The sequence below is a fragment of the Streptomyces sp. NBC_00690 genome, from assembly GCF_036226685.1.
Taxonomy (GTDB): domain Bacteria; phylum Actinomycetota; class Actinomycetes; order Streptomycetales; family Streptomycetaceae; genus Streptomyces.
This window is the reverse complement of sequence record NZ_CP109010.1, coordinates 291,469-315,273: the sequence shown is the minus strand read 5'-3', so window position 1 is coordinate 315,273 and position 23,805 is coordinate 291,469. Positions and strand designations below refer to the sequence as shown.

23 protein-coding genes and 1 CRISPR repeat array are annotated in these 23,805 nt (G+C 67.6%); of the genes, 8 read left to right on the top strand and 15 right to left on the bottom strand.

The genetic code is table 11. From position 1 onward, the window contains the following. Positions 1-60: 60 nt before the first annotated feature. Positions 61-405, top strand: a complete 345-nt coding sequence (locus OID54_RS38935) for a hypothetical protein (RefSeq protein ID WP_329028404.1) — start codon at positions 61-63, stop codon at positions 403-405. A gap of 279 nt (positions 406-684) precedes the next feature. Here OID54_RS38935 and OID54_RS38930 read toward each other — a convergent pair whose 3' ends face one another. From OID54_RS38930 to OID54_RS38920, 3 genes are all read right to left on the bottom strand, one after another. After that, positions 685-2,088: a caspase, EACC1-associated type gene (locus OID54_RS38930; RefSeq protein ID WP_329028402.1), complete on the bottom strand. Its 1,404-nt coding sequence runs from the start codon at positions 2,086-2,088 to the stop codon at positions 685-687. Next, a complete protein-coding gene (locus tag OID54_RS38925) occupies positions 2,078-2,491 on the bottom strand; it encodes an effector-associated constant component EACC1 (protein WP_329028401.1) in 414 nt (137 codons plus the stop codon). Before OID54_RS38925 ends, OID54_RS38930 begins: the two co-directional genes overlap by 11 nt. Positions 2,492-3,727: 1,236 nt before the next feature. Beyond that, positions 3,728-4,222: an EF-hand domain-containing protein gene (locus OID54_RS38920; RefSeq protein WP_329028398.1), complete on the bottom strand. Its 495-nt coding sequence runs from the start codon at positions 4,220-4,222 to the stop codon at positions 3,728-3,730. A 233-nt stretch (positions 4,223-4,455) separates the two neighbouring features. Between OID54_RS38920 and OID54_RS38915 the strand changes: the two genes are divergently transcribed. Beyond that, the gene (locus tag OID54_RS38915; protein WP_329028396.1) at positions 4,456-4,854 is read left to right on the top strand and encodes a hypothetical protein; all 399 of its coding nucleotides are present in this window, start codon (positions 4,456-4,458) and stop codon (positions 4,852-4,854) included. A gap of 256 nt (positions 4,855-5,110) precedes the next feature. Here the strand turns inward: OID54_RS38915 and OID54_RS38910 are convergent, their stop codons facing one another. The 4 genes from OID54_RS38910 to OID54_RS38895 all read right to left on the bottom strand — a co-directional run bounded on the left by OID54_RS38910 (position 5,111) and on the right by OID54_RS38895 (position 8,637). After that, the gene (locus OID54_RS38910) at positions 5,111-5,851 is read right to left on the bottom strand and encodes an HAD family hydrolase (protein WP_329028395.1); all 741 of its coding nucleotides are present in this window, start codon (positions 5,849-5,851) and stop codon (positions 5,111-5,113) included. Then, positions 5,848-6,447, bottom strand: a complete 600-nt coding sequence (gene idi / locus OID54_RS38905) for an isopentenyl-diphosphate Delta-isomerase (protein ID WP_329028394.1) — start codon at positions 6,445-6,447, stop codon at positions 5,848-5,850. Before idi ends, OID54_RS38910 begins: the two co-directional genes overlap by 4 nt. 346 nt (positions 6,448-6,793) lie before the next feature. Continuing rightward, on the bottom strand, positions 6,794-7,240 hold the full coding sequence (locus OID54_RS38900; RefSeq protein WP_329028393.1) for a hypothetical protein: 447 nt from the start codon (positions 7,238-7,240) through the stop codon (positions 6,794-6,796). Between the two features lie 434 nt (positions 7,241-7,674). Continuing rightward, positions 7,675-8,637 (bottom strand): calcium-binding protein, encoded by a 963-nt coding sequence (locus tag OID54_RS38895; RefSeq protein WP_329028391.1) that lies wholly within the window; start codon positions 8,635-8,637, stop codon positions 7,675-7,677. 531 nt (positions 8,638-9,168) lie between these two features. Between OID54_RS38895 and OID54_RS38890 the strand changes: the two genes are divergently transcribed. Further along, the gene (locus OID54_RS38890) at positions 9,169-9,309 is read left to right on the top strand and encodes a sigma factor-like helix-turn-helix DNA-binding protein (protein WP_329028389.1); all 141 of its coding nucleotides are present in this window, start codon (positions 9,169-9,171) and stop codon (positions 9,307-9,309) included. Between the two features lie 105 nt (positions 9,310-9,414). Here the strand turns inward: OID54_RS38890 and OID54_RS38885 are convergent, their stop codons facing one another. The 5 genes from OID54_RS38885 to OID54_RS38865 all read right to left on the bottom strand — a co-directional run bounded on the left by OID54_RS38885 (position 9,415) and on the right by OID54_RS38865 (position 15,464). Further along, a complete protein-coding gene (locus OID54_RS38885) occupies positions 9,415-9,687 on the bottom strand; it encodes a UTRA domain-containing protein (protein ID WP_329028387.1) in 273 nt (90 codons plus the stop codon). A 120-nt stretch (positions 9,688-9,807) separates the two neighbouring features. Beyond that, positions 9,808-10,134: direct repeats of the CRISPR family, unit length 27 nt; unit sequence GGACCATCCCCGCAGCGCGGGGACTAC. A gap of 183 nt (positions 10,135-10,317) precedes the next feature. Continuing rightward, positions 10,318-10,575: a hypothetical protein gene (locus OID54_RS38880; RefSeq protein WP_329028385.1), complete on the bottom strand. Its 258-nt coding sequence runs from the start codon at positions 10,573-10,575 to the stop codon at positions 10,318-10,320. Next, positions 10,575-10,859, bottom strand: a complete 285-nt coding sequence (locus tag OID54_RS38875; RefSeq protein ID WP_329028383.1) for a hypothetical protein — start codon at positions 10,857-10,859, stop codon at positions 10,575-10,577. The genes OID54_RS38880 and OID54_RS38875 overlap by 1 nt, the downstream gene beginning before the upstream one ends. A 401-nt stretch (positions 10,860-11,260) precedes the next feature. Further along, positions 11,261-11,515 carry a hypothetical protein gene (locus tag OID54_RS38870; RefSeq protein ID WP_329028381.1) on the bottom strand — a complete coding sequence of 85 codons (255 nt, stop codon included), beginning with the start codon at positions 11,513-11,515 and terminating at the stop codon, positions 11,261-11,263. Further along, positions 11,505-15,464: an nSTAND1 domain-containing NTPase gene (locus OID54_RS38865; RefSeq protein WP_329028379.1), complete on the bottom strand. Its 3,960-nt coding sequence runs from the start codon at positions 15,462-15,464 to the stop codon at positions 11,505-11,507. The genes OID54_RS38870 and OID54_RS38865 overlap by 11 nt, the downstream gene beginning before the upstream one ends. 75 nt (positions 15,465-15,539) lie before the next feature. Between OID54_RS38865 and OID54_RS38860 the strand changes: the two genes are divergently transcribed. Then, positions 15,540-17,099 carry a glycosyltransferase family 39 protein gene (locus OID54_RS38860; protein ID WP_329028377.1) on the top strand — a complete coding sequence of 520 codons (1,560 nt, stop codon included), beginning with the start codon at positions 15,540-15,542 and terminating at the stop codon, positions 17,097-17,099. Positions 17,100-17,141: 42 nt separating this feature from the next. On the opposite strand, the gene OID54_RS38855 is transcribed toward OID54_RS38860, so the two are convergent. Beyond that, entirely contained in the window at positions 17,142-17,270 is a 129-nt protein-coding gene (locus tag OID54_RS38855; protein WP_329028375.1) for a hypothetical protein, read from the bottom strand. Positions 17,271-17,915: 645 nt separating this feature from the next. Here OID54_RS38855 and OID54_RS38850 point away from each other — a divergent pair. The 4 genes from OID54_RS38850 to OID54_RS38835 all read left to right on the top strand — a co-directional run bounded on the left by OID54_RS38850 (position 17,916) and on the right by OID54_RS38835 (position 20,133). After that, on the top strand, positions 17,916-18,512 hold the full coding sequence (locus tag OID54_RS38850; RefSeq protein ID WP_329028373.1) for a sigma-70 family RNA polymerase sigma factor: 597 nt from the start codon (positions 17,916-17,918) through the stop codon (positions 18,510-18,512). Further along, the gene (locus tag OID54_RS38845; RefSeq protein WP_329028371.1) at positions 18,509-19,198 is read left to right on the top strand and encodes a hypothetical protein; all 690 of its coding nucleotides are present in this window, start codon (positions 18,509-18,511) and stop codon (positions 19,196-19,198) included. Before OID54_RS38850 ends, OID54_RS38845 begins: the two co-directional genes overlap by 4 nt. 109 nt (positions 19,199-19,307) lie before the next feature. Next, positions 19,308-19,487, top strand: coding sequence for a hypothetical protein (locus tag OID54_RS38840; protein ID WP_329028369.1), 180 nt, complete (start codon positions 19,308-19,310; stop codon positions 19,485-19,487). 85 nt (positions 19,488-19,572) lie between these two features. Then, positions 19,573-20,133, top strand: a complete 561-nt coding sequence (locus OID54_RS38835) for an SUKH-4 family immunity protein (RefSeq protein ID WP_329028367.1) — start codon at positions 19,573-19,575, stop codon at positions 20,131-20,133. 1,571 nt (positions 20,134-21,704) lie between these two features. Here OID54_RS38835 and OID54_RS38830 read toward each other — a convergent pair. After that, entirely contained in the window at positions 21,705-22,256 is a 552-nt protein-coding gene (locus OID54_RS38830) for an SUKH-4 family immunity protein (protein ID WP_329028365.1), read from the bottom strand. A gap of 27 nt (positions 22,257-22,283) precedes the next feature. Continuing rightward, positions 22,284-23,801 (bottom strand): nucleic acid/nucleotide deaminase domain-containing protein, encoded by a 1,518-nt coding sequence (locus OID54_RS38825; RefSeq protein ID WP_329028363.1) that lies wholly within the window; start codon positions 23,799-23,801, stop codon positions 22,284-22,286. Between the last annotated feature and the right edge of the window lie 4 nt (positions 23,802-23,805).

Here is a 23,805-nt window from a genome sequence, read left to right as displayed (position 1 = left end):
AACAAGGGCCGCCGGGCCAATCCAGCCCCTTTCCTCGTGGGAGGTCGGCACACTGGCCCGGTGACTTCCTGGATGCACCGCCGCTGGATCGGGCTCTGGGCCCGTCTGCACCGCGACTTCGACGGCGCCGATCCCACCACGACATGGACCGCCCGCACCATCTGGGCACTGCTGACCGGGGCAACCTACCTATTACTGGGCCGCACAGCCGCCTGGGCATCCCAGGCCGTGGGTGCACCCCCGGCCCTGACAGCGTGGCTCGCCCTGTGGCTCCTGGTCACCCTGTTCGCCCTCTCGCTGATCGCGGTCCTCGCCGGACCGGGCCGCACCCGCCGACCAGCACTGACCGCGCTCACCCTCGTGACCGGCGTCATCCTGCTGACGGCACTGTCCTGGCCCGCCTGACATCAACCCAGCACAACGCTTGAAGACCCCCTGCCCAAACCCCGCAACGCGGGGACCACCGCACATGGCCTGGGTCGTTGGCGCGCGCATGGGGCCATCCCCCAGACCTTGGGCTGCACGGCGATGGCCACCACGGGGCACCGCCGCACTGCCCAGGAGAGCCACAGGCCCGTGATCCTCCGGTCGCCGATAATCGCTGTACGCATCGCGTTCCCCACCACGCAGCCATGATCGGCTATGCGGCGCTCGACGTCCCACCGCCAACCATGCACGAGGTCGTTAGGTCGAACCCGGTGAGCCCGAGCGGCGCAGCCGGTGGTCCCACTCGATCAGCTCGCGGTTGGATCGGTAGATCGGTCCGGCCAGCGCTTCCACGCCTTGGCGGAGCCGCACCGGGTCGGCCTCGATCTCGTCCAGTCGGCAGACGAAGACGTACCCGAGAGACCTGATGCCGTTGGGGGGAAGCCGTTCGACGAAGTGGGTGTGCCACGACGGTACCCCGGCGTCCGGGTCGAGTCGGACGATCAGGAGGTGCCGCACCACCGAGGAGGCCCCGCCCGCGTGCTTTTCCAAGAAGGAGTCCAACACCCCCAGGTAAGCGATGTGGGCCCACGGAATGCCGCCCAGCGGCTTTCGCTCCCGGCTCAGTCTGAGGCTGTCGCCGTCCAGGAGCAGCGTGAGCGGTTTGAGGCGTGCCGCGAATACCAAGCCCCAGACCGGCAACAGGAACAGGAGCGTGACAACGACAGCGCCGAGCGCTTCCTCCGACAGGAGGATGTCCACTCCTGACCAGACCCGCGCGCTCACGAACGCGTCGAAGAAGAGGGCGACGGCCGCCAGCGCCGCGTACAGCTTCCGCCGCTTGGGCCCGGTGACCCGGTCGAAGCGGACCTCCTGGATCTTGGCCCCGGCGACGGGCGCTGCCCTCGGTGCGGCCGGGCTCCGGCGCAGCAGCAGGTCGCCGGCGGCGTTCACCGCCCGGCGCTGCGGCCGGGGCAGGCCCCGGCCGAGCAGCTTGCGGTCGGTGAAGGCGTGGATCTCGTCCAGGGTGAGCGGATCCGGGATGGCCAGTGCCTCCAGCAGTGCGGCGGTAAAGGCGGTGAACCGCTCCCCGGCCGGGGCGTGCGCCGGGGCGGTGGCTGTGGTGGAGGTGAGGGTGTACGTGCCGGGGAGGTCGAGTTGGCCGGTGACCAGGGAACCGGGGGTGGCCATCGCCACGACGGCGCGGCCCGAAAAGCAGCAGTCCAGGATGAGGATCCGGGTCCTGGCCCGGGCGCCCGCGAGGTCGCGCTGGACCAGCTCCAGCGGGATGGCCGTGTAACCGGGACTGTCGGGGTCGGTGGAGGGCAGGGCCAGGTGCAGCTTTCCCTGCCGGTCGAGCAGCCCGTGGCCAGCGTAGTAGACCAGCAGCAGGTCCTCGGCCTCCCGGTCGGCCTCCGCCAGGGCCGCACCGACGGACGGCCCGCTGATCGGTCGGGCCGTCGAGTCGCCGAGTACCTGGCAGTTGTTGGGAGGCAGGAGTGCGTACGGTCCGGTGGTGAGCGCCTCCCGCAGGGCGTCGAGGTTCGCCGTGACGGCCGGGATGTCGGGGAGTTCGGCGGAGGTGTACCGGGCGGTGCCCAGCAGGACCGCCCGGCAGGACGGTCCTGGAGTGCGCGGGCTGCCGCTGGGCTCACTCCCCAACGGATCCGGGGAGTTCGCGGACCTCGGCCCCCTCGGGCCCCAGCAGCTCGCGCACTTCGGCCAGCACCCGGTCGGGCTGAGCCGCCCGCTTGACGTCGACGGTGACCTGTCGGCCGTCGCGGCTGAACACGGTGACGGTGATGTCCGCCCGCCGCTGGGTCAGCCAGGTGGTCAGTGCCTGGACGAGCACGGCCCCGGCGCCACCGGAGCCCAGTGCCACGGCGAGCAGGTCCAGCGTCGTCCCCATCTGCCCAGGCTGCGGTGCGGATCTGATCAGTTCGACCCGGCCGCGGAGGGCGTCCTCCAGGGTCAGCCACTCCCGGAGGGCCGGCAGATGTGTCTCGGCGTCAGCACCGACAATTGCGAGCCTCAGTTCGACTTCAGTCCCCCGTGAATCGACCATGGCGCGATGATGTCACAACTACCATGCTGGCACAGGGAGTTCATGGTGCTTCATGTGTACTCGGCCGGGCGACAAGTGCAGATGACGGCGACGGGGCCGATGAGGGTGAGGCTCGGGACGGAGGGGCACCGGCCCCTGAAATCAATGGGCTGGCATCCACGAGGGATGCCTTCCAGAGCGCTCTGAAGCGCGAACAGCTGAAGGACGAGCAGCGTGTGTTCTCCCGTTCCTTCTGGCGGAAGCGTCCGAACGGCCCAGCCCCGCGCGATACCGGGAAGACATCTGAACCGAAGCCGCGACCGGTCCAGCACGATCTCAGATATCCGTGACGGTGCGTCCGTGGATAACGGCCGTGCCAGCGGGGCAACCCCGAGGGCTCCGGCTGCCGCCGGCGGGTGCCTGAGTCCGCAGAATGCACACTGAACAGGCCATTGCCCACCCGCTTCACTGCCCCCGGGTGCCGATCCTGCGGGAGAGGACGTCGTAGCAGAAACGATTGACCTTGTCAGCTCCACCAGCGGCGTCCGTGCACCCTGTCTCGAAGGCTTCACGAGCCTCAACCTGGGTGGAGTCCGCCCTTTCCATATCGTCCTCACAAAAGACCGCCGCTACCGCCATATCCCTCGCCACAGCCTGCTCAAGCGACCCCTCATACTCCGGAAGTCGGTCCATCTGGGCCCGCCGCTGCTATCGCCACGACTCTCCTGTACCTCGGAGCGTGGGAGAACGACCGACGAACCCGGCGGACGGAGGCGCGCAAGGAAGCCGCAGCGGACCGAGCGGCACTCGAAGCACAGGCGAACGAACTCGTGGCGGCGGTGCTGGCAGTGAAGGTGGCGGGCCGCACCCATGACCATCTGTGGGGCGGATGGAAAGCGAGGGGAGTCGTCATCTTTCGGGCGCTGCTTCATGGAGGTATGGCCTACGCCGCCTATCCGCAGCGAGGTCATCCTCTGCACGCTGCGTGAAGCGACCCTGTTATCTGTGACAAGGCAGAGACGGTGCCCGCGGTCCTGCTGCTGCCGACCGGGAAGGCGCTGACCCGGCGGGGTGCTCCTCGGGACGCTCCTGTAGGGCCGCAACAACGGGGCGGTCCCGGTGGGACCGCCCCGTTGTTGCGGCTGGGCGTTCAGAGAGGGGTAGGGCGCCCACATTTCGTTCCGATGTTCCTCACCCCTAGACCCGCACTTGTCGAGGCGTCGACGTCGGCTGCGGTAACCGGTAAGGATTCGTGGCCTACACGACGCCCAGGACAACGCTGCTGGCGGGGGCGGAGTTGTGGAGGTAGTTGACGAGGCCACTGTGGAATTCCTGACGGACGAGCACACCGTCGCGGTCGCCGTCGAGCCGGGTGAAGACTTCCTGCGCGGCGGCTTCGTCGCCGCCCGCGGCCGTGTAGTAGCGCACGAATTTGTCCTTGGTCACTTCGCCGAAGCCGAACGCAGAGGCGAACACGCGCCCGGACAGGAGGTCGAACTCCTTCAGGTGTGTGGCGTTCAGCGCGTCGACGAACTGCTGCTTGGACACGGTGGGCCGGTTACCGTTGCGGCTCTGCACCGTGCGCCAGAACTCGTGGAACGCCTTTTGGAGGTCGCGGATGTTTGTGTCGGAATTGTCGTCGAGGCGCGAGATCAGGTTGTCGAAGCTGTGCTTGCCGACGACGTCGTTCCGGTCGGGGTCCAGGGCGTCGAAGAGGTCCTGGAAACGCTGGGATTTGTGATCAGTGGCCACGGCGGGGGCCTTTCTCGGCAGGATGGTCGGGATGCGGGGCCGGGCCCCGCGTCAGGCATACACGCCCACCCTGCCCGGTGCCCGTCGCCGGTTGGGCCGTTCGGGTGATTGCGGAAGTCATGATCATCCGCAGGGGTGAACGCGGCTGGGACGCGGCGTGGGCGGCGGGAGTGAATGAGGCGCGCCCGGCTTTCGACCGGGCCCTACCTTTGCCCGGAAGGGGCACCATTCACATGCGCATGCGTACCAAGCTCGTCCTGGCCGGTCTCGGTGTTGCCACCGTCGGGGCCACTCTCGGCGGGGTCGCGATGGCCGCCGACCCCACCACCAACACCGTGGCCCCCTATGCCCAGGCCGCGGCCACTGTCAACGCGAACGGCAGCACTGTCCAGAAGACCGCCACCGTCACCTCGGTCAGCAACCCCGCCACCGGCTCGTACTGCATTGTGCTGGCATCGGGGGTTCAGGCCATCAAGTCCATCCCGATGGCCACCCTCAGCAACGACGCCCCCCGGGGCAGCGATGTCCGCGTCTCGCGCAACGATCCCTCCTGTCCGGGCAACTCCATCCGCGTGACCACCGGCACCGACGGTGTGGCGGTGAACCGGCCGTTCTACTTCCTCGTCCCGTAGCAGTCCGGCGTTGAGCGGTCCCGTCCGCAAACCCGGACGGGACCGCCGCACGCGTCCGGCCCCCGGCGCCACGCCCCTGGTCGGCGGCCCGCTCGCGCGGCGGGGCGGTCGCCGGTAGCTACCACACCGCCGGTTCACCAAGGTGTCCCGCCTCGCGATGCTGCTGCGGATGCAGACCCCGACCCACCGCGGGCCCGGCCGGTCCCAGCGGCCCGGAACCCCGTCGCAGGCGCCGGCCCCGTTTCCCGGGGACGCTTCAGGTACGTCGGGACGGCGACTTCATCGGCGCTGATTCGATGCTGTTCACACATGTGCGCAGTGCGGTGTCACGGTCTGCGCTGGGCCAGCCGTGCCGCTGGGCTGCGGTTGACAGTTCCTGGTCGGGTTCGAAGGCGACTGGGTGCCCCACGGCGTTGAGGATCTCGATGTCCGATGCGCTGTTGCCCAGGGTCAGTGAGCGCGGCAAGTCGAGGGGTATCTGGGCGGCGAGGTCCGCCAGGCAGCGGGTTTTCTCCCCCGGGTATCCCGGAGCCCGCTCCAGTCGTCCCTGGCAGTGGCCTTCGACCACGGTTACCTGGGCTCCGTAGCAGTGGGAGATCCCGAGAGCGGAACCGGCCTCCTTGACCATCTCCTGGGGGCTGCCGGAGATGAGTGCGAGGACGAAGCCGCGGGCGGTGAGGTCGGCGAGCAGCACGGGGACGAAGTCGAACACGGCGTGCCGTTCTGCCTGCCAGGCTTGGCCGGCGGCCTGGACGAGCATCGAGTGGGGCAGCCCCGCGACCATCGTCGTGTAGTTGGTGTATACCTCGTCGACCGTGGTGAGGAAGGATGCGGACTTCTCGGCGCGGCCCTCGATGACGCCGATGGCTGTGAGCGCCGCTCCGGCGGCGCTGTCGCGGGAAGCCCCGGCCCGCAGCAGTTCGCGCAGCATCTGCGCTCCGAGCGTGCGCGGGTGCAGTGTGCCGTCGAGGTCGAGGAGGGCGGCGGGGCGCTTCATGCCGAGCACCGCAGAGGCGGGGGCAGTTCTTGCGGGAGAGCCGTCGGCCAGGCCCAGGGGTCCGCACCCAGATCGCGAAGACGTTCGATGGTGACGACGCTCCAGGGCGAGAGGTCGGTCTGCTCCTGGTCGATCTCCCACAGCACGCTCTTCCAGGGAAGCCAGCGGATGCTGTCCACCTCCTGGTGGTTCGGTACTGGAGGGGTGTCCAGCAGGACCCGGACGACGGGGCCCACCTCGTTCTCGACCATGCCGTTGTCCATCACCGCCCGGTAGCGCACCGCTGCCAGGACCGGATCGATGCGTGCAGCGGTGCAGCCGAGCTCGGCGGCCAGACGGCGGCGGACCGCACGCTCCAGCGGCTCACCGGGCAGCGGATGGCCGCAAAAACTGTTGGTCCACACCCCAGGCCACGTCCGCTTCGCCAGAGACCTGCGCGTCAGCAGGAACCGGCCGCCGTCGTCGAACACATACGCGGTGAAAGCCAGATGCAGGGGTGTGTCCTGATGATGCGCCTGCATCTTGGGCGCCGTGCCCGCCATGTTCCAGTCCTCGTCGAGAAGAACAATGAGCTCGGCGTCGGACTCATCAACCATGCCACTCCTTCGAACAACGGGCCCTGCACCGCCGCAGCGGGTCCGCTCGACGATCAGGGCTCATGCGTTGCTCTTCCCTGCTCAGCCCGCGCTCAGTCAGCTCACCGGAAGCACACCGGCGCACACCCGCACCGACATGCACCGGTATACGCGTTCACGCCCGCGGCGTTTCCCTGGGCCTTCCGTCTCCACCTGATGCACGGGCTTCCGGCCGGGTCGGATCCGTGGCCGTACGGGTCGGTGCCGAGGGTGCGGGCCATCTCCTTCTCGAACCGGGCGCGGTAGTCCGGCGGCATGGCTTTGCGGGACGCGGCGGCAAGTCCGGAGTATTCGATCCGGTAGCGGCTCACCGCTCTCCACCCCCACTGTCGCCCAGTTCGTCCTGGGGGATCGAGTCGCTGTGATCGCCGGCCTTCAGCCGGGCGATCACCTCGTCTTCCTCGGCCAGAGCCTCCGCTGGCAGCGCCCAGTCCGCGAGGACCTGAGGCAGCTTGGACGCGTGGGTGTGGGCGATGACCAGGCCGTGGGCGAGAAGGGCCTGATCGTGCTGGGAGTCGGACGGGCAGGCGCGGTCTTCCGCACGCTCAACAAGTGCCCGGCCTGTGAGGCGGAGGCGGCGGCGCTCTTCCTGGAAGCGCCGGCGGACTCCCTGCTGTTCGAAATGGAACTGGCGGCCGTGGGCCTGCGGTGCGGGCTGTGCGGGTTCCACCTCACCGGCGAACAGGAGATCAAAGCCGCCGGGCTGCCGTCCCGGGTCAGGTATGCGGTGGAAGACCTCACCCGGGTGATGCACGACAGCCCGCTCGCGGCCACCGACGCCGAACTTCTCGGCAGCCTCCCAGTAGCTCAGCAGACCAATTGGCCTCGGTGTCCTAGCTCAGACACCAGCCGCAAAGTAGGTCGCGGGTAAGCTCACCGACGAGGACCGGCGCGGCCTGACCGCGCTGTTCTGGTCGAACGTCAACCCGTACGGAACTTTCCGCCTGGACATGGACAAGCGGCTCGACCTGGTGTCAGCCGCTGCGGTGCCCCGGCCCCGCACTCCGGCGGACACCGCCGGCCGCTCCCCTGCGCAGACACCCTGAGCGAGACCCACGTCGTCCAGGACTTCCCCGTACCGGCCGGCGAGGGTTTCCTGCGGCGGCTACGGGCGAGCAGGGCACAGACAGGGGGCGCCGGCCGGCTGCGCGGTCGACGCCCCCTGCGGGCTGCTGGTGTCGGATGGGGTCAGCAGAGGGTGGCGGTGTCGCCGGTGTCGGTGGCGCAGGTGTCGGTGCCGAGGCCGCCGTTGGCGGTGTCGCCGCCTACGCCGTCCGCGACGTCGATGTTGTCGTTGCCGAGGCTGCCGCTCATGGTGTCGGTGCCGTCGTGGTCGTAGAGGGTGTCGTTGCCGTTCTGGCCGTCGAGGTCGTCGTTGCCGGGGCCGCCGTCGATGGTGTCGTTGCCGTTGTCGAACAGGTGCAGCAGGGAGCCGAGGAGGGTTTCGCCCTTGCTGGTGTCGTCACCGGCCTGGCCGTAGAGGGTGTCGTTGCCGTTGCCGCCGCCGAGAGCGTCGTTGCCGGGGCCGCCGTAGAGGGTGTCGGAGCCGTTGCCGCCGTTGATCGTGTCGTTGCCGCCGAGACCGCAGATGACGTCGTCACCGTTGGTGCCGGTCAGGGTGTCGTTGCCCGCGGTGCCGGTGATGGTGCAGGCGGGACCGGGGGATTCGATCGTGGTGCTGATGCTGTCGGTACCCCACTGGAGCCCCCCGAAGTCGGGGACGGTGGCGGTGGAGGTGACGTTGACGGTGCCCGCCGCGGTGGGCAGCACGGTCAGGGTGATCACGCCGTCCTGAGCGGTGAGGTTGCCGGGGATGACGGTGCATGCGGCATGCGTCCCGGTCAGGGTGCAGGTGTCGACGGCGTCGCTGGCTATGGACCAGCCGGTGAAGGTCGCCGCCGCCCCGCTCAGGTCGGCAACGATGTCGAACTGGCTGGCGAACGAGTCGCCGATATTGGGAAGGTTGACGGTGTACGTGTAGCTGGTGTCGGCGGGGACCGGGTCGGCCGACTCGGACAGTTGCAGGCCGGCGTCGGCGTGAGCCGGACCCGCCACGGCGAGCAGGCTTGCCGGGACGAGCACAAGGCCGCCTAACAGGGCGGCCAGGCGGGTCCGCCAAGAGCGGCGGCGGACTGGTGAAATGGAAGCCACGGAGAACTCCGTTCTGCCGGTCACTGCCGCACGGCGGGCCCGGGAAAGAACGTGACCCTGGTGCGGTGCGTATCGGCGGTGAACATGCGGATGGGACGGGTTCAGCAGTGCACGGTCAGGTTGGGGTCATGGCCTCGGCACACTCCCGCATCCCGGCACCCAACGGCTCTTCGGCCGCCTCCGGGAACCACGGAAAGAGGTGTGCTCATGTCACTGTCGCGCCGCCTTCACGCTCCGGCAACACCTCTCCCACATATGACAGAAACACATGCATTTCCGGACAGAATTACGCTCCTTGCGACTGTTCTGGCACCGCTTCTGCCGCAAGTTGACCCGAGTCCCGCACGGAAACGGCCCCTCTGACCCGCGGCACAAAGCCGCTACGTTGGCTTCCGCCCTGCCGAGACTGGGCGGGTCTCGGAGCGCGGAGATCGACAGGCAGGACCTGCACCCGCGTTCATCTATCGGCCGTCTACCGAACGCCCGACCCCCGCCCGCGCTCGCGGGCGCGTCGGCGGCCGACGCCCCGTCGTGGACGACGACAAGCGGCGCGTAATCCTCGCCCGCCGCGCCGAAGGCCAGTCAATCCGCGAGATCGCCGTCGCCGTCAAGGTGTCCGTCGGCGTCGTGCACAAGACCCTCAACCCAGCAGCGGCGCCCGTCGGCAGCTGACCCCCAGGACGGATCGCTACTTTGCGGCTGGTGTCTGAGCTAGGACACCGGGCCCAATTGGCGAGACAGCGTGTGACACCCGGCCGCACCGGATGTCTTGGTGGTTCAACGCACAGAGGAATTTGGGTGCCTACTCGCGCGGGTAGGGAACCAGCTCGTGGCCAGCCGTACGGGGATCCCGTCGGCGAGCAGCCGGCTCCTGCGCACGAGACAGCCGGCCTCTCCGGGCTCGACGCCCAGGGCGTCAGCGATCGAGGCCGGTGGTTCGGTCCGCTCGACGACGACCTCGTACCGGGGCTCCAGGCCCAGCGCCAGGATCTCATCAGCCGGGTCATGTCCCGCGGTGGCGGAGTGGGGGATCGGCGGGAGCCAGGTCACGATCGTTCCGCGCCCCTGCCGGGGACGCACCACCCTCGGCCTACCAGAACAGAACGAATGACACGGCCCCCGCAGCGCGAGGACACCGGTCGAGGCCCGCTGTAAACAAATGTTTACAGGGGGCTACCCCCGCAGCGCGGGGACCACTTGGTCGTTACCACCAATCACCTGAAGCTGAGGGGACCATCCCCGCAGCGCGGGGACCACTGCTTGATCCGGATCTCGTGGGCCACCATCTGAGGACCATCCCCGCAGCGCGGGGACTACTGAGGCTGCATCACCTCTGATGCAGCATGTACCGGACCATCCCCGCAGCGCGGGGACTACCTTCAGCTCGTAGGGGCTTTCCACGTGGATGCGGGACCATCCCCGCAGCGCGGGGACTACCCGTTGAGGATCCCGAACAGGCACCCCCGTGCAGGACCATCCCCGCAGCGCGGGGACTACTCTTCCTGACCTGCGGCTTTATCCGTGGTGGGCCCGGTTTTTGCTCACTTTGAGAGATTCGGACATTCAGGGTCAGCCGATGATGTGGGCCGCGGTGATCAGCAGTGCGGGAAGGCTGACGTACCTGAGATGGCTGTCACGACTCGTCCGGTGGGCCGCTCTCGGACACCGCGTGGTGTTGTGTCAGAAGGTGATGAGTTTGACGGCGGTGATGGTGAGGACGTCGGGGGCGCTGATGTAGTAGACGACGATTGCGTCGGCGCTGGGGACGGTGGCTTCGCGGTAGTCGCGTTCGCCGGGTTTGGCCTCCACCGACCCGTGCCCATAGGGATTGGTGCCGATCGTGGATTTCATGGCCTTATCCAAGGCGCTGCGCCGTGGGGCGGGAAGCCGGCGGCGGGCGGTCTCGGCTTGGGAGGCGTAGGCGATGCGGTAGGCCATCAGGCGGCCTCGTCGTCGTCGAGGACGCTGACGCCGGTGTAGTCGCCGGACCGGAGCCGGTTGACCTGGTCGTCCATCTCCTCGACCGCGCCGGGGATGGTGCGCAGGGCCCACATGGCCAGGCGGAGGGGTAGATCGGGGCCCGGGGTGGAGCTGATCTCGGTGTCGAACGCGGCCCGTTGGTCTTCGGCGAGGGCGGCGCGGACATCCACGATCGTGGACGGCAGTTCCACCTCCTGGTCGTGAACGGTCGTCGTCCACCGCTCCGGTGCCGTCTCGTCCACTGCGCTGCCCTCCCATGTCGCTGACCCCTGACGTTCCGCCGGACACGGTACGCGGCCAACATCCCCACGCCCCAGGGCCCGGAGGAACGCCCACACGAACGAGGGACAGCATCAGCCCCAGCGGCGTGCGTTCAGCCCCTGAGACCACTTCCGGCAGGAAAGGGCTCAGCGGGTCACTAGCGGACGATCTTCACCCTGCACGCAAGAGGGGGCCGCCGGGGGCGTCGGCGAGGTAACTGTCGGTGGCGGCCGTACAGGTCGCGTTGCAGGGCCGCCCCCACCATGTGACACCCGGACACGGCTGAGCCTCCCTGGGCCTGCGTCGCGTCTTCGCCGCTGAAACGGCTGCCGCCCCGAACCCAGGTACCGGGTCGGGGCAGCAGCCGTAGACGGGAACAAGGTCAGCCGGCGTCGGGATCCTTGCCGACCAGCCGGGACAGCAGTTCGATGATCTGTGCCTGGTTGCGATCCACCTTGACGTTCAAGTCCCGCACCTCCCCGGTGAGAGAGTCGATCTTCTCGTCCAGGCCACCGATCCAGTCATCGAGACCGCCGACCTTCTCGTCGAGGTTGCTGACCCTCTGGTCTAGGTTGCCCACCTGGGATCCACCTGGCCATGACGTCCAGGCGTTCCCCAGGATGCCGTCAGCGGTCATGGCCGGAGGGGCAATGCTGTTGGTCGGGGTCGATCATTCCGTCTTGTTGCTGAAGCGCAGACCAGGGCAGGTTCTTGATGCGCTGGCAGAGAGACTCGGCGATGGCGGTGGGGTCTAGTGGGTAGGTGCGGGACGCCGAGTGCGGGGTGGAGATCCGTAGGTGTGAGCCGTCGGCGGTGAACGCAAGTGCCAGGACCGGGCCGTCGGCGGCTGGCAGCGGCACGCTCCGGATTCTGGCAGTGTCCCAGAGCCGTATCGTCCCGTGGCCGTCACCGACGGCGAGGGTCCTTCCGTCCGGGGAGAAGGCAAGCGCGACGGGCTTCTCGGCCCGGCTGCCGGGCGAGAAGGGTTTCCGCGGAGCCAGGACCGCCAGGTTTTTCTCGCCGTAGTCGCCCCACAGGGTGATCCGGCCGCTGGCATCGGCCATCGCCGTGAAGGGGCCTCCTGGGGAGAAGGCTGCGGAGACTGCCCGTCCCTCGCCCTGCATGATGGCCGGTGAGCCGTCGTCCTGATCCGTGGGGACGATCCGGTGCCGGTCGGTGACGAACCCGCCGCTGTCCCCCGCTGCGGCCAGGACCCTGCCGTCGAGGCTCTCGTGAGCCTCGGACCAGTGGTAGCCGTGCCGTGCGTCGTCGTGGTCGGCCGATGCGAAGACCGTCTGCCCGGGTGTCGACGCAGACACTCCGAGGGTGTCTGCGGATCCCCCTAAGCCGGAGAAGGCCATGCCGGTGACCCCGGGCCGAGGTGGCAGGACGTACTCGGCCGGGTGCCGCTCCTCCGCCCAGCTGCGGTCCGGGGACCTGGGGAAGCGGGCTCCCAGGTCGTGGACGACGACTCGGCCCGAGGCGTCCAGCAGGGCGAAGACCTCTCCCGAGGGATGCAGCGCCATCAGGGGACGGCAGGGCGGGGCGCACTCGCCGGTCCGGGGGATGCCTCGCAGCAGCCGTCCCTCGCCGTCGCGGATGTCGTACGCGCGTGAGCGCGCAGTGGCCAGGATCTCCGCGTTCTGGCTGAAGGCGGCGGCTGAGAGCGGGGTCTCCTCCCACTCCTGGGGCTCCGTGGTGTTCACCCCGATGGTCCGCACGGTGAGGGCCGGTGCTTCTCCCTCGCGGAAGCGGACGGCGCTCTCCGCCATGTCCAGCCGTAGATCGGAGCGGTGCATACCGCTCATGGGCAGGCGGAGAACGGGCGAGTCCGGTACTGCCGTGCGCCAGATCTGGAGCGTGGTGGGGGTGAGTGTGGCGAGGTGTGCTCCATCGGCGCTGAAGGCCAGTTGTGGCAGACCGTCAGTGACCACTCGGGGGCGTTCCCGTCCGGTGCGGACCTCGATCGTACGGACCCCGGATGCCGTGGTGAAGGCGAGAGCCCGACCGTCGGGGGTGAAGCGGAACTCCCCCGAGCCACAGCCGCCGCCGACCCGGTCCGTCCACGGCGTATCCAGGTTCTTGCGGGTGTCTATGTCCCAGATCCGCAGCGGTCCTCCGGCCGCGCAGTATGCCAGCAGCTGGGCACCGGGGGCGACATGGACATCGCCGGTCGGGGGCCGGGTGTCGCCGGTGTCGAGAAGTTCCCGGCCGATGGTCGTGTCCCAGACCTGGAGCGGGCCCCCAGGGGCCTGTGCGGCGAGTGCCTCGCCCGCGGGGGCGAACCAGCCTCGCGCCCCGCTCGTGCGCGGTCCGAACACCGGGCCGGTGAACTCGGCTGAGGACAGGTCCCACATCCGGATGCCGCGGTTGGTTCCGAGTGCGATGGCACGGTGGTGGGGAGCGATGGCGACCAGCCGTTTCAGGTTCTCACCCAGGCCTGCCCCGGACCAGTCTGCAGCCACTCGTCCCAGCCCTTGGGCGTCGCTGCTTCCGGGGCTGAGGGTGAGCAGGCTGCGGCCGTCGGCGCTCAGGTCCTGGCGGAGAGCGGAGAGATCCACGTTGTGGGTTTCGAGCCGGTGCACGGCCGAGTCGGGCTGGGCCGCCGCCGCGAACAGCGCCTCCCGCGTCTCCGGGGTATCCGCCTTGCGCCAGCCGGCGACGCTGAGGAAGAGGGCGTATCCCGGATCCGACTCCCGCAGGGTGTTGGCGGTCTCGGCAAGTTGTCGGGCCTCAGCCTGTACGGCGCGGCGATCTTCCGCGCGGCTCTCCTTCCAGACGCTGAGCCCGGCGATCGTGGCAATGCAGAGCAGGACCGAGAGGGTCGCGATGAGGGTGCGTAGCCGCCGGGTGGTCCGCAGCGCGGCCCGCAGTGCGTCGTTGTGGGCGCGGTACGAAGCGGCGAGGAAGTCACTTTCCTGTGGGGTGAGAACGGCCTCGGCGTCGAGCGGTACGGGCGCGACGGCGGCACGGAGGGGAACCCGGACCAGGCCGGCGCGGGTTCTGCGGGCGGCCAGTAGCCGGGAGTGGCGGACTCGGCGCCCGATTCTCCGTCCGGCGGCGGGCGTCACAGGGTTGTCCGGAGGTGTGCCGAAGGTTTCCCGGACCGCCGCGAGTTGTGCGCCCCGGTACAGCGCGCCCTCGTCCCGGCCGAGCCCGTCCCAGGTCCGGGCCGCTTCGGTGAGTCCGCGGTGCAGGCGGAGCCGGTCGCGCTCTTGCTCGATCCAGCTGCGTAGCCGGGGCCAGCCGCGGATCAGGGATTCGTGGGCGAGGTTGACCGCGCCGTCGTCGACGGTGAGCAGCCGGGCCCGTACTAGCCGTTCGAGGACCCGTTCCGACTCGGGCATGTGGAGCAGTTCGCTGCGCGAGGCCGTGCGGCAGGTGTCCTCGGTGGTGTCGCCCGGGGCTATCAGACGTAACAGCAGTTCGCGTCCGGCCCGTGCCTCGCGTTCGGTGAAGGCGCCGAAGGCTTCCTCGGCGGTGTGGGTGATGGCGCCCTGGATCCCGCCGATCGCCTCGTAGGCGGCCACGGTGAGGGTCCGTCCGCGCCGTCGGCGCCAGGTCTCCAGGAGGGCGTGGGACATCAGTGGCAGCCCGCCCGGCTCGTCGGCGACGTCCGCGACGATCCGGGCGGTGAGGGCCCGTTCCACGATCAGCCGCCCCGCCGTGGCGGGGCCGACAACCGCCGCTCTGAGCTGGGCGGGTGTCATCGGTCCGACGAGCAGCACCGACTCCTTGAGCGCGGCGGCGAGTGCGGGGTGTTCTGCGCACCGCCCGGAGAAGTCGGCGCGTACGGCGATGACGACCCGGCAGCCGGAACCGGTCAACAGCTCCATGAACGCGTTTTGTTCGCCGCGGTCCCGGCAGAGGGTGAAGACCTCCTCGAATTGATCGACGAGCAGGAGCGCGCCGTTGGTCATCAGGGTCCGGTGGGTGCGGGCGGGGGTGGATCCGGGCGTGAGGATCCGGATCACGGACGGGGCCGTCCCGTTCCCCGCCGACGCGGCCCGTCTGAGGGCCGGGACGAGTCCCGCCCGCAGTAGGGAGGACTTTCCGCTGCCGGAGGCGCCGACCAGCGCGACGACGGGGTGGCGACGGGTCAGTTCCAGCAGATCGGCGATGAGGTCGTCACGGCCGAAGAAGTGGTCGCTGTGGTCCGTCCCGTAGCGGGCGAGTCCGGGGTACGGGGCCATGGTGCCGTCCTCAAGGGCGATCACGGGTTCGTCGGCGAGGGCTCGCTGCCAGCGGCGACGCCATTCCTCCAGGTCACCGCCGCAGGCGGCGACATAGGCGAGGGCGACGGGGAGTGAGGGGAGGCGCTCCCCGGACGCGGCCCCGGAGAGGGAGGGCGCGGAGTAAGGGGAGCCTTCCGCCATCGTCCGGTAGGTGGGCGAGCCCGCCGACCGCCGCAAGGCACGCAATTCGTATGCGAAGGACTCCACGTGTCCGTCGGCGGGGTTCAGCGGCTTCTCCCGACGTCCCATCCCCGCGCCCCGTCCACTCCGCCCCTGTACGGCGTCCGGACCGTTCTTGTCCTTGAGCGCCGCGCGACCCCCGGACCGCCGATCCGTGCTCGCAGCGGCCATCCGAGAGCGTACGTCAATTGATGGGCGTGGCGTGAGGGGCCTGTTTATCAATACCGCCGCCGGTGAACTCGCCGCATGATCGACACCGCTTCCACCTCCGTCCCACCGTCCCACTCCCCGCATTGCGCGCGCACTCCGCCCCAGGCGGAGAGGTGTTCCGTTCCCACCGCCCGTACGCCGTGGCGGGTCTGGCTGCCGCCCGCCGCCCTGGCGCTGCTGCTGGGGACATGGGGGCTGGAACGCGAGCAGACGCTGTGGAGCGACGAGGCGGTCACCTACGACATGGCCACCCGCTCCCTGCAGGAGATCTGGCGGACGCTCGCCACCGTGGACGCCGTCCACGGTCTCTACTACTTGTTGATGCACGTGGTGTTCGCCGTCTGGGAACCGGGGCTAGTGTCGCTGCGGGTGCCGTCCGTGCTGGCGACGGCCGCATCCGCTGTCCTAGTGGCCCGGATCGGGCTGCGGCTCGCGGGGCCGAGGGCGGGCGCGCTGTCTGGTCTGGTGCTGGCGCTGCTGCCTGCCGTCCAGCGGTACGCGCAGGAGGGGCGTTCGTACGCGCTGGTCTCCGCGTTGGTCACATGGGCCACGCTCCTGCTTCTGGAACGGAGGTGGCGGGCCTACGCGGTGGTGGTGCTGGTCGCCTGTCTGGTGCACGAGTTCGCCGTGCTGGTGCTGCTCGCGCACGGGGCGACGCTGTGGCTCGGCCGTTCCCCGAACACGGCCCAGTTGCCGCGTGAGTGGCTGCGGGCCGCGTCGGCGGTCGTAGCGGGTGTTCTGCCCTTCGCGCTGTTTTCGATGACACAGTCGTCGCAGGTGGCGTGGATCGAGCCGCCGAGCGCGCCGAAGCTCACGCGCTTCGCGGTGCTGGTGGTGGTGGGGATGATCTGTGCCGCACTCACGGGTGGATCCCGGACGAAGCCGCTCGCGCTTCCGCTGCTCGTCCTCCCGCCGGGGCTGCTGATCGCGGTGTCCTTCGTCCACCCGCTCTACTCCGAGCGCTATGTCCTCTTCAGCACCATCGGGCTCGCTCTGCTGCTGGGCACCGTTCTCGACCGCTTCTGGTCAGCGCTGGTCGCGGCGGGCTCGACGACAGCGGTCCTGCTGTATCTCACGACCACAGGGACGGAGTTGCGGTCTCCTGAGAGCCGCTCCGACAACGCCATGGCGGTGGCACAGACCGTCAAGCGGCTGGCCCGACCCGGAGACGGGGTGCTGTTCCTCACCGCACAGCGGCGAGTGTGGACACTGGCGCCCGGCGCCTCGCACGCGCTGCCCGATCTCTCCCTGGACCGCTCACCGCGCGCCTCGCACACCTTGTACGGGACCGAGGCCGAGCCCGCCGTCGTCCGGAAGCGGATGCTGAGCCACCCCGGCCGGGTGCTGGCGATCGGTGACCGCGCCGGGAGGCAACAGGGCGGGACACCTTCGGACGCGGTGAAGCGGGATGTCCTGAACCGTCACTATCGACTCGTGGAGGAGAGGATGGTGGGCACGGAACGTATCGAGGTATACGCGCGGGTCAACCACACCGTCGCGGCCCCTCCAGCGCTGGAACGCCCAGCCATAGCGGCGCCTGCGGCCGGCGAGGCGGTCGACGGTGGTGACACCTGCGTGCTCCGGCCGGGCCGTTGACCCGGCGGTGGCGGGCGGCGTCAGCGTATTCGATGCGGTAGCTCACGTGGAGGCCGCTCCAGCAGCCTCGATGCGGTCGAAGTCGGCGTTGATCTGTGCCCACGCGCCGTCCGGCAGCGCCCACATGGCCAGTACCCGGTGCAGGTCCTCCCCCGGGGTTTCGGCGATCACCCGGTCGAACTCCTCCTGGCGCTAAGGAGCGAGCCGTTCGCGGATACCGGCGATCGTCGCGGGGACCTCAACCGGCTCACCGTCCACCCACGCCGTCCACACGGGGGCGCTTGTCCAGTCTCCATGCCCGCCTCCCTTCCTCGCCTCAACGGTATGTGGCCGGCCCCGACCACCCCAGACCGCGAGCGGGTGCACACACGAACGTCGGGACTCCTATCGTGTTGCCGTTCCTGCTCCGCAGGCTTGGGGAACCCGGGGGTGAGGTCATTCGCGGACGTTGGGGAATGTGTGTGGTGCCGGTGACCTGAGGGTGAGGGGCGGAGCGCCATGTGACCCATGTCACTACCAACGTGGGGCTACCACTCTCCTAGTAGCTGACTGGCGAGTTTCGATGTTCCTACTGGTCAGAGGCTCCCGGCGGGGTAAGGGCGAACGCCAGGCGCTACGCGCTGTGCTCGCTCATGATCATCAGGTGATTTTCTTGGTGGTGCCGTTGAGTGATCGAGGCCGGTTCTCGACATCGTGGGAGTGGGGCCAACTCGCCCCCGGTACCGGCTTGTTCCACCCTCGAACAAGGTCCTGCCTGTACCGACCTCAGCGGGAGAGGACCGTGATGAGTACTGGCACCACGCGCTGGAGGTCTGCGTGAACGACCCCGGCGTATCGCCCCACGACGGCGGCCACCCACAACCCGTGGACGCGGCCCTGCCCCTGCCCTTGGACTACGAAGCGTTCTATCTGACGCATCAAGAGTTCTTCCACACCTTCGCCGAACTCCACCTCGGCACCCGCACCGCCGCGGAGGAGACCGTCCACCGCGTCTTCCTCGAAATCCTCGCCGGCTGGGACGGTCTCCTGCGCGAGGGCGACCTGGAGCAGCGGACTCTCGCCGTGTTGCATCGCCAAGTCACCGCTCGTCTTGAACGCGACGGCCGCGATCCCGCGTTCGTCATCAACGGGCCTATAACCCAGGCCCTGCGGGCGATCAGGAACGAGCTGGAGATCGCCGAGGGCTCACACGGCCTCTATGAGGCAATCACCCAGCTCCCCACCCGGCAGTTCCACGTCATCGTGATGCGCCATCTCATGGGCTACCCGACCAGTCGGATCGCGCGCTTCATGGGCCTGGACGAACGCACCGTTGACTACCACGGCCGCAAAGGCAAAGAACGCCTGCGAGTACACCTCAAGCTGCCCGGAGCGCCCGGCAGGAACATGACCGGAAAGGAACGCGCACCGTGACCCGCACCATCGATGACATCCTCGCGGACGCTGCCATACCCACTACTTCCCCCACCACCTTCGATATCGGCGCTGCTCTGCGGCGCCTGGCGGCCGACGCCCCCCAGGCCGCTTCCCCGCCACCGGACATGGACCGCTCTGCCAAGGCCCGAGAGCGCCTGGCCACCGTTTCCCGGTGGATCTTGAACGGGCCCGGCTCCGCGCTCCATGTCGATCGCCTCGCCGAAGGCCCCGAACAGAGTGCTCGTCTCCTGGAGGAGGACGCACTCGATGTCGAAGGGGCCCTGGTCTATGCCTGCCTGCTCTACCTGACCGGGCATCACGAGTCCGCCCAATTTTGGTGGCAACTCGCGGCTGGCGCGGACAGTCGAGCCGCCGCCTATTGCCTCCACCTCCACCACACTCACCTCGGCGAACCCCGAGAAGCCAGGCACTGGTACCACCAGCTCACCGACTCCACCACCAACGACAGCTCGCCACCGGACGACGCGTTCATCGAAGGCTTGGAAGCCGTCGCCCGCTACGTACGCCGCCACGGCTCCGACGCCACCGCCCCTACCGGGCGCCTCGAAGGGGAAGTCGACCGGCTCGCATCCCGCAGCGTCGGCTCGCCCTGCGTCATCGTCCGCCGCCCCGACCAGCGTCTCGTTGATCGCCTCTACGAGTTCTTCGCACGCCGCACCTAACCCAACAACACACAAAGAGAGGGAGCCCGACCGGGCCACCGGTTTCCGAGGCCAACAGGCCCGGCGGGCTCCCTCAACAACACCCCAGACAAAAGGGGGAACATCCGTCATGCACCCTAGCCCCGGCCCGCCGCTCTGGCGCAAGGCAATCACCCGCGCAAGGCACATCGCCCGACGCACTGCTCGCCACCGTCGGACCGCGACCATGCACATGCTCCATGGCGCCTGCTACGGCATCGGCACAGGAGCCGTCACCCTCATCGCCATCTGGGCCGAGCAGCACTTCTAAGGGCTGTCCCGCAAATGCGGCCATGCTCTGACCTGAGGCTGGCTCGATAGGGCCAGGAGCACAGTCGGCGGAAGAGGACCGTTCAATGGCGACGTACGACCAGCTGACCGAGTGGGCCGGTCTGGGGCATGTCACGCGAGCCGGACGGGACATGGTGAGCGACTGGTGCATCCCGGACTCCGCGAAGGCGCAGCTTGTCGAGGTGGGCATCCCGGTAGCTCCGCGCCTCATCGAACGAGTCGTGATGCAGAGCGAGGCTGAGCCGACCCTGCTCTCATCCCGAGGTCCGCTCTACCGTCTCACCGAGCAGGCGGACCCTAATGAGCCGGCCGAGCGGTCATCGTTCGGCGTCGAGCCGGAGACCGGGGCGGTCTACTTCGTCATGCCGGACGGGGAGGCGTGGTTCGCCAACTCGGGTGTCGGCCTGTGGCTCGACGTCCTTCACCACTACGGCAGCCGCGTCACAGCCTCTGAGCTTCTCAGCGAGCCTGACGGTCCCGAGGAGTACTTCTCTGAGGAGGAGGAAGAGCGGGCTTTTGCCGAGCTGAACCGGCTGGCCGAGGAGCTGAAGGAGATCGACCCGGCGGCCTTCAGCGGCTACGAGGGGTTTCTCTGGCCAGGGCTCCTGGACCGCTGGCTCTACTGACCTCGGCCAGCAGGTCCCGGGCCCGTAGGTCTGGACCGTGCAGGGATGCCAGGCGCACGTTGGCGGCTGTCTGCCCACCAGATCTCGAAATCTGCAACCGTGCCTGCCGTCGGCCAGTCACTGCTCCTTTCCGGAAGCAGCAGGACGTCGATGAAGCCTCCGCCGCTCAGGCCGATGTCCACGAAGATCCCGATCCCACCGGGCCGGGGAACCTGCACGACTGTGCCCTCGAAAACTTGCCCGAAGCGCAGGTCCCTCCGAATCCGGGTCCACTCGGCGTCTGTCACCACGACCGCATCTTCGCACCCACGTCCGGATCGCGAGTCGCTGCACTCGGGCAGCGGAGCCCCCGTCAGGGACGTCGAACACCCCGCCCTGACGGCGACACCGTGGTCGGTACGGAGCCGAGAGGGAACGCGAGAGCGGGCGGCAACGGCGTGCTCGACCTGCTCCTCAAGGCGCTCGCGCTTTTCAAGCCCCCCTAGTTGACCGCAACTCTCCCGGCTTCGCGACGACGGATCAATAGATTGTCAGGGTGCCACGGGCGCTGGGTATGCGTGCCAAGGGGGAGACTCCAGACACGAGAAAGGCCCCTAGTGACTCAGGGGGTGGATGATATTCGGATGGCCCCTTACTGATCCCTTAGGGGTTTTATCAGGGGATCTCTTCAGCCTCTGATATAGGGCAAGTTGGGCTACCCTGGACTGTATTGCCTACCTGAAGCAGGTGGCGTAAATGGAAGAGGGTGAGGGTTGTGTTACCGATCATTGCTGCCGCTGTTGGCGTTGCGAAGGCGTTGCAAGAATTTTCCAAGACGCCTGCTGGGCAGACCGTCATTGGGGGCATTGGTATGGCTTCTGCCGAAATCAAGAAGCGCAGGCTCAACACGACGTTGGAGGAGCACGAAAGTGCTCGGCGTAGCGGAATCAAAGGCGCCCACAAGGTGGCTGGCGGTCTCGGTGCGATCATAGGGGCCGCGATAGTCCGTCGCATGAACAGGCCACAACCGCCGGGGGCGTCCTGGCTCTAGAAAATCCTGACGGATGTGGAGCCGGGTCCGCGCCCATAAGCTCGTCCTCGGCTTCGCCGAATCACCCCGAACCCTCGTTCAAAGCTCCCGAAATAGTCCGACCACCTCGGAGATTATTTCGTCAGGAGTTCTCAACGCCGTGGTAGCGACATCGGAACAGGTCTGAGGCTCGTACGCCGTGGGTGAGATCGGGCCTTCGACACCGGCGAACGGTTCGCCTGACCGCCAGCCTTCGCTCCAGGGTCACTCCCGCGGGGCTTACCGACGTGGGTCTTCGCGCTGTTGCCCTGATCGCCGAGGCAATGACCACCAGTTCCGGTCACGAATCGGCCTGTGATACTGCCACGGTCGGTCTTTATGATGCCCCGCCGTCCGAGCGGGTTCCGCTTCCTCGGTCGGTGACCCCGGTCTAGGGGCTGTCCAGCAGATGACTTCCAAATTCCGCTGTTTTTGAGGTAGTAGTCGGGGAGGTTTGTCTGCGTCTTCCTGCGGTCAGGGACGTGCTTGCCCCAGGGCTCAGATCTGATTGCCGTTGGGGCGGTTACCACATCTCATCGAGAATCTCATCGAGAATGCGATTCCACTCTGACTCCGCGTTTTCGAAGGGAGTCGCGTCTACGGCGCTGATCGTCTCGCGGAATTCTTCTACGAGAGCTTCGACGTCTGGCGTGTCGGGGTACGCGGCTCGATAGATTTTGTCTACTTTGTTAAATTCGGCTAGGCAGAAGACCAGAGATTGAACATCGCGATGGAGGAGTTGGTATTCGCTGTCCCCTTCAGGGAAAGCGTAGATCTTCCCTGAGGATGGGTCGATGGCGACCAGTGCGGCAGGGAGGTAGCCGAGGACGTGCCAGTTGCGGCTTTCGGGTGGGTAGGTGTCACCTGTGAGATCGCGTCGTGGTCCGACTTCAAATGGAACTCGTTTACCTTCAGGGTTAGTTCGAGACGTGAATACTCGGTCATGGGGCAGTCCGACTGAGGCGAGATAGCTGGCGGTTGTGCCTTGTGTGACGTCTGGAGCCTGAGGGAACAGGACAATGTTGTCGATACCGTAGAGGCGGATAAGGTCCTGCATGGTGACTGGATAATTCATGGTCACAATCCTACTTCAACCGAAGGGCTATGGCTTGATTTTTCGCAAATACTCTTTATGTTCATCGTTTCTTGTTTTGGGCTGGCTTTGGTCGTAGTCGGCCGCGTGTGTGACTTTGGTTGAAGAGAAGTAGGCATCAAGCCATCGGTTGCATCTGGGGCTTAGTTGGCAGGGTTCTCGTTCGGTGAAGAGTTCCGTGAGGCCTGATTGCTTGCCTGCTTTGAGTAGAGGGTGGCCGATTATCTTCTCCGAGTGGTAGCTGCCGTCGCTCCGGCCGATGAGTATGGACTGGCGCCCACTGGCGGGGTCGATGTAGCGGCCGGCGGCATAGTTCTTTCCTTGGTAGTAGTTGTGTGCTTCGCGAGCGAGTTGAGTTGCTCTGGCTAGGTCATCGGTAGCAGGGTTGATCTTGGTGGAGTTAACCGTTCCCGTGTGGCCGGTGGGAGTATTCCACTTTGTTCGGTCGGAGTCGCTCTGGGGCCTCCATACCTTCCCGTTCTCTATGACGCCGGCCAAGTTCAGCTTGTCGTTGCTGTCCAACCCTTTCGGGTCTATGGAACCATTGGGAAGGAGTTTATCCACCGTTCCGTCGAGATTGAGGATGTACATCGGCACTTCGTCGTCATCGCCGTGCTTGTCACAGTTCTCGAAGTCGCGTTTTCGGCGGTCTTCGTTCTCCTTGTGGCTGTCTTTGGATTTGTCGATCTTTCCGCCGTGGTCTTCGAGGGTCTTGACCATGTCGTCGGCTTTTTTCTCGACCGCGTCCTCGGCCCGGTCCATGGCCGTGGCCAGTTTGTGAAATCGGCTATCCTTTTTGACCGACGTTTTACGCCCGGCGCCGCCGTCTTTGAACCCGGTCTTCTTCTTGTCGAAGTTGTTGGCGGTCTTGTGGTAGTCGCCCGCGGCGAGCTCGAACTCTGAGAATTCCAGGACGAGGTCTTGGGCCATGCCCGCGCTGCCGGAAGGCATGACGTCGTAGGTGGCACCACCGCCGGGGCCGTCGGTGAAGAGCTTGTCGATCTGGGCGAGGACTTTCGCTTCGATCTTGTCCGTGACGATCGACGTGATCTGCTCGATTGCGTAGTCGATCGCCTCCTGGACCAGCAGTCGCGCCGCAGCGATCGCGGCCGCGGAGAGTAAGCCGCTCGCACCGAAGGTGAAGAACATCCCCACGACCCCCGCGGTTGCGACGGCGGCGGTAGCGGAGAGCTCCGCGATGATGGCCACTTTGCAGCCGAGGATCAACGCGGCGCAGTCGTCCAGGGCGCCGGCGAGGTCATCGCACCGGTCAGCGAAGACGGTCAGGTTGCGGGTGGTGAGTGCGCCCCAGCGGCGGTCGATCGCGGTGACCGTCTCGCCCTTGCTCTTGCCGGCGACGAGGTGGGAGCAGGCGTTGTTGCCTTCTTTGATCGCGTCCCGGATGCCGTCGGCGAGGGTTCGGTAGTCCTTGGCGGATGCTTTGACTTCGTCTTCGTCGATCTGTGGCCAGTCGATGCCTATCAGGTTCAGGACTTCGACGAGGTCTTCGGGCAGCTGTTTTCCCACGATC

Coding starts and splice junctions, on each gene's coding strand:
- OID54_RS38910 (WP_329028395.1), bottom strand. CDS start 5,851: ATGAAGCGCCCCGCCGCCCTCCTCGACCTCGACGGCACACTGCACCCG.
- OID54_RS38860 (WP_329028377.1), top strand. CDS start 15,540: ATGATCGACACCGCTTCCACCTCCGTCCCACCGTCCCACTCCCCGCAT.
- OID54_RS38880 (WP_329028385.1), bottom strand. CDS start 10,575: ATGGCCTACCGCATCGCCTACGCCTCCCAAGCCGAGACCGCCCGCCGC.
- OID54_RS38915 (WP_329028396.1), top strand. CDS start 4,456: ATGCGCATGCGTACCAAGCTCGTCCTGGCCGGTCTCGGTGTTGCCACC.
- OID54_RS38840 (WP_329028369.1), top strand. CDS start 19,308: ATGCACCCTAGCCCCGGCCCGCCGCTCTGGCGCAAGGCAATCACCCGC.
- idi (WP_329028394.1), bottom strand. CDS start 6,447: ATGGTTGATGAGTCCGACGCCGAGCTCATTGTTCTTCTCGACGAGGAC.
- OID54_RS38870 (WP_329028381.1), bottom strand. CDS start 11,515: ATGACCGCTGACGGCATCCTGGGGAACGCCTGGACGTCATGGCCAGGT.
- OID54_RS38830 (WP_329028365.1), bottom strand. CDS start 22,256: ATGAATTATCCAGTCACCATGCAGGACCTTATCCGCCTCTACGGTATC.
- OID54_RS38865 (WP_329028379.1), bottom strand. CDS start 15,464: ATGGCCGCTGCGAGCACGGATCGGCGGTCCGGGGGTCGCGCGGCGCTC.
- OID54_RS38835 (WP_329028367.1), top strand. CDS start 19,573: ATGGCGACGTACGACCAGCTGACCGAGTGGGCCGGTCTGGGGCATGTC.
- OID54_RS38925 (WP_329028401.1), bottom strand. CDS start 2,491: ATGGTCGATTCACGGGGGACTGAAGTCGAACTGAGGCTCGCAATTGTC.